Source organism: Methylobacterium oxalidis, from assembly GCF_007992195.1.
In the GTDB taxonomy this organism is placed as follows: domain Bacteria; phylum Pseudomonadota; class Alphaproteobacteria; order Rhizobiales; family Beijerinckiaceae; genus Methylobacterium; species Methylobacterium oxalidis.
The window spans coordinates 1-4,214 of record NZ_BJZU01000219.1 but is presented as its reverse complement, the minus strand read 5'-3'; the positions used below and the strand labels follow the sequence as shown (position 1 = coordinate 4,214).

Sequence of the window (4,214 nt, the reverse complement as noted above, 5' to 3'; positions counted from 1 at the left end):
GGGCTCCCGACGCATCCTCAGCCTGGAGCCGCACCGCAAGACCACCGTCCTGGTTGGCAAGCGTGCCCCCATCGTTCGCATTGCCGTTGCCGACTTCGGCAGAGGTGAAGGTCAGTCGAACCTGGCCTGCCGCCGCAGCCGAGACGTTGACGATGTCATCACCCGCACCGAGGTTGGTCGTGTCGCTGCCATCCGTCGACACGTTGAAGATGGCGGTATCGTTGCCGTCCCCGCCGGTCACGAGGTCGTTCCCAGCGCCTCCGATGAAGCTATCGTTGCCTAAGCCGCCCGTGAGCGTGTCGTTGCCAGAGCCGCTGACAAGGAAATCGTTTGCGTCTCCGCCTGTCAGAGCATCGTCGCCCATTCCAGCGTTGATGTAGTAGGCCCGTGCAGCCTGGATGGCGCTCAGGAGGTCGTTGCCGGAGGTGCCGAGCGTCACGGCCTCGAACCGATCGCCTCGCTGCGTGCCAGCTACGAGGTCTCGCACATCAAAGGTCAGCCCAGCCGTCGCGGAAACGAAGGTGATGCCCTCGTCATCGAAGCGGCTGATCGGGCCAACGAGCGCGTCCGCTGCCCCTTCCGCCTGGAGGCGAACGGCGAGGCCGCCGTCCTGATTGAGCATGTTGTTGGTGTCGTTGACATTCGCATTGCCGACCTGAGCGGAGGTGAAGCTCAAGCGGATCTGTCCTGCGGCCGCAGCGGAAACGTTGACGACATCCAAGCCATCACCGAGGTCGGTGCGATCGGCTCCGTCGGTAGACACGTTGAAGACGGCGGTGTCGTTGCCGCCCAGTCCCGTGATCGTGTCATTCCCTGCAAAGCCGGTGATGGTATCATCCTGCGGAGTGCCGGGCAGCACGTCGTCGCCTGTCGTTCCGTCGATGGTGGCCATGGCGTGATGTTCTCCCAAGAATTGGACGCATCAACAGACCCTCGTTCATCGGAGGGCTGCAGCGCTTCGTCAGGCAGATGTGGTGCTATTCGAGGTGTCGGTGACGATGAGGTGGTCAGCGGAACAGCATCCGTCTGCGACAGCAGTCGTCATCATCCAGCGGGCCTCGGAGACGGCGAAGAATGCCGACATCCGGGGTACACAGCAGCGCGCTCGCCGGATGCAGCGCTCACGGCATTTTTTTACCGACGTCGCATCCGCCGTCACGGCTGAGGTGTAGGTGCAGGGTGATGGCAGAGACGCGATGACAGATACCAGGGCCGCCGTGGGAGCGGCAGCACCGTCACTCGATCTGGAGAAGGCACTTCTCGCCTGTGCTCGCGGGGAGAAGGAGGCGTTGAACAGGATCTACACCAGCGAGGCGGCACGAATGTTGGGGGTTGCACGGCGCTTTCTGCCGCGTGCTGAGATCGCGGAGGAGGTCGTCCACGATGCGTTCGTGAGGATCTGGCAGAAGGCCCGTGATTTCGACCCGGCGCGTGGCAGCGCCCGCACCTGGATCTACACGGTGTTGCGCAACCACGCGCTGAACACGCTCCGCAACGAGCGCCGCGTCGATCCTACAGAAGACTTCGAGGCATTTGGATTTGTTAGCGAAGAGGAAGGTCCGGAGGCCGCCGTCATGCGCCTCTCCGAAGCCAGCCGCCTACGGCGATGCCTCGGTGGCCTGGAACCCATGCGGCGCGACGTGATCGTCCTGGCGTACACGCAAGGGCTGACGCACGGAGAGCTTGCAGGCCGATTTGGCGTTCCGCTCGGCACGATGAAGTCCTGGATCCGCCGGTCCCTCACCGCCCTGAAGGACTGCATGTCATGACAGCGCAATCCGAGAGGGAGACGATGGCCTTGGAACACGCGCTCGGTCTTCTCGATGGAGAGAGCCTCGCGCAGGCCGAGCAGCTGGAGGCGGAGGACAGCAGCTTTGCCGCGCTCGTGACGATCTGGCGTGAGCGCTTCAGTGAGCTTGACCTGACGGCCCCTCCCGCTGAAGCCGGATCGGAGTTGTGGGCGCGCATTGCAACAAGCGTTGAGAGGATCGAGGCGGGTCAAAGCCCGGCACTGACCCGCTCGGCTCGGGCCTCGCGGCCGAACGCGTCCTTCGTCGCAAGTCTTTGGCACAGCCTGCCGGTCTGGCGTGCTGCTGGACTTTCAGGTGCTGCCGCAGCACTCAGCCTCGCCCTAGCTCTTGCCCTGATCTCGCGTCCCTCACCCAACCCGACCTATGTCGCGGTACTGATGACGGAAGCATCAGCGCCCGCAGCCATCGTCAACGCCTATCGCGACGGTCATGCGGAGTTGATCCCCATTGAGCCGATTGCGGTACCTGAAGGCAAAGCGCTTCAGGTCTGGACACTATGGGATCGCGAGCGTGGACCAGTTTCGATCGGTTTGCTCGACCGAGCGCGCTCTGTCCCGCTCGATATTGCCCGGCTACCGCAAACTGGCGCCGATCAGTTGTTCGAGATCACGCTTGAACCAAAGCAGGGCTCACCAACCGGGCGGCCCACGGGTCCGATCCTGATGAAAGGCACAACGCACCCCGCTCTTTAAGCTCGACTTTGACGATGTGTGGTGGCGAGCCGGCTGAGGTGATGAAGCGGGCGCGATGGGGACGCAGCCAGCATGTTCGCGAACTGCCCCGTCGCGATGGGCTGCGGCTTCCGACGTGACCGCTCAATAGCGCGCAATCGACGAATGACAGCTTCGGAGATGCCATTGAGGCCGGCGGAACGGCCGGAATGGGCGCTACTCGGACGGTCTGCTTCCCGACGGGGAGCTGACTTCACCTGCTACCCCAAAGCCGAACTTGCAGGCGAAAAGAAAAAGGGGCGGGCGAAGGACGGGCGGTTCTCACAGTGAGCCCGGTGCAAAGCTATCTGGCCCGGTACGAGACGGTTTCCCTCGGCGACGACCGTCGAAGCCGTCGCCAAGAGATGATCCGCTGCAGCGGCCACGGCTTGGAGACGCCGGCAATGAGAAAAGAGTTTCTGCGCCGGCTTCCGACTCGCTGCTCCGCAACTACTCGGCGGCAATCCGATACGGGCTATCCTGGTCGAGCTCGACTGGCGTGGACGCGCGGGCAACTTCCACCAAGTGCATGATCGCGTGCACAGGCGGGCGAACAGAAGAAGTCGCTTTGCAGCGGGGAGTGGGCCTCTCAGCCAGAGTGATCTCTTTGTCGATCCGTGTTGCCTTGTCCTCCCGCAGCTCGCGCTTGGCTCTGCGAAGCTGCTTGGCGACCTTCTCCAGAGCGGACTTGAATGCGGCATAAGCGTCCTTGAGCTGCGCCTCCCCGCTCATCGTCTTCAGCGTACCAACCTGGATGGTGACCGTGCATTTGTACAGCGAACCTTCCCGGTTGAAGTGGACCGAGCTGGACTTGAGGCGACCAAAGTACTTGCGCACAGTCTGAAGAATGCTTGCCTGCGCGCACTGAGGAAGCACGTCGCCTAGATCGACATTTGAACTCTGAACACGAATGGAACGAGCTGCATTCTCAAGCATCACATCCTCCTTGTCATGCCAGTTGGTTAGGGAAGACAAGCTGGTGAGTGGTCTCCCATGAAACCGCACGTGTGACGGCCTATCGCTTATATTGCGCAGGACGTCTGCCGTTGCGGTTTCTCAGACGAACCCAAGCTTGGATTTGGCTAGATTTTCGATTTCTGATGTTTCAGGTCAGCCGCTCCAGCATTGTCGAATCTCGTTCTCGACGACAAGGCCATCCGTCTATCCGTTCCATGGCTAGACCCGAGTGGCCCCTGCCCGATGACGAAGAAGACGTTTCGAGAGCGCCTCCTCGCTCAAGCGGCAAGCGCATCCACATCCTGCAGCAGGACCGGAGCAGCCGCAGCCGGCGCGACCGGCTTCGGCCGCCAGGTCTCGTCCAAGCTCAGGAGCGCCGCCTTCACCTCGTCGAGGCGAGAGGGCTCACCCTCGATCATGCCTTCCCCTGCCGCGATCTCCTTCAGGTGCTCGTCCCAGGCCCAACGCCGAAGGATCTCCCGCTTGCACTCTCGCATCAGGCGCGGATGTTCGAGCACATCCGCGGGGCTGCGGAAGACGGCAGCCGGGTTGACGAAGGCCCGCTCAAGATCCGGCAGTTGCGCTCGCTCAGCAGAGTGACAACCCTGGTCATCGGACTTGCGGACTGGAGCAATCAGTCCCCGCCCGAAGGCGGCCCGAGGGCATCGACCCCATTGCCAAGGTGGGATGAGCTTTACCTGAGCTGCCTGCACAGGATCTGGCTCGACGAAGTAAT

At 62.5% G+C, this 4,214-nt stretch carries 5 protein-coding genes; 2 read left to right on the top strand and 3 right to left on the bottom strand.

Features of this window, described 5'->3' with window-relative positions; translation table 11 throughout:
- Positions 1-892 (bottom strand): calcium-binding protein (locus MOX02_RS29610; RefSeq protein WP_147029348.1); only part of this gene is annotated, 892 nt, incomplete at its 3' end.
- Positions 893-1,289: 397 nt separating this feature from the next.
- Between MOX02_RS29610 and MOX02_RS29605 the strand changes: the two genes are divergently transcribed.
- Positions 1,290-1,769 carry a sigma-70 family RNA polymerase sigma factor gene (locus MOX02_RS29605; protein ID WP_306424523.1) on the top strand — a complete coding sequence of 160 codons (480 nt, stop codon included), beginning with the start codon at positions 1,290-1,292 and terminating at the stop codon, positions 1,767-1,769.
- The gene (locus MOX02_RS29600; RefSeq protein ID WP_147029346.1) at positions 1,766-2,503 is read left to right on the top strand and encodes an anti-sigma factor; all 738 of its coding nucleotides are present in this window, start codon (positions 1,766-1,768) and stop codon (positions 2,501-2,503) included. Before MOX02_RS29605 ends, MOX02_RS29600 begins: the two co-directional genes overlap by 4 nt.
- 468 nt (positions 2,504-2,971) lie before the next feature.
- Here the strand turns inward: MOX02_RS29600 and hpf are convergent, their stop codons facing one another.
- Both hpf and MOX02_RS29590 read right to left on the bottom strand, forming a co-directional pair.
- Entirely contained in the window at positions 2,972-3,457 is a 486-nt protein-coding gene (hpf, locus tag MOX02_RS29595) for a ribosome hibernation-promoting factor, HPF/YfiA family (protein ID WP_147029345.1), read from the bottom strand.
- 299 nt (positions 3,458-3,756) lie between these two features.
- Positions 3,757-4,214, bottom strand: a 458-nt coding sequence (locus tag MOX02_RS29590) for a hypothetical protein (RefSeq protein WP_244948460.1), incomplete at its 5' end; no start/stop codon positions are given.

Coding starts and splice junctions, on each gene's coding strand:
- MOX02_RS29600 (WP_147029346.1), top strand. CDS start 1,766: ATGACAGCGCAATCCGAGAGGGAGACGATGGCCTTGGAACACGCGCTC.
- hpf (WP_147029345.1), bottom strand. CDS start 3,457: ATGCTTGAGAATGCAGCTCGTTCCATTCGTGTTCAGAGTTCAAATGTC.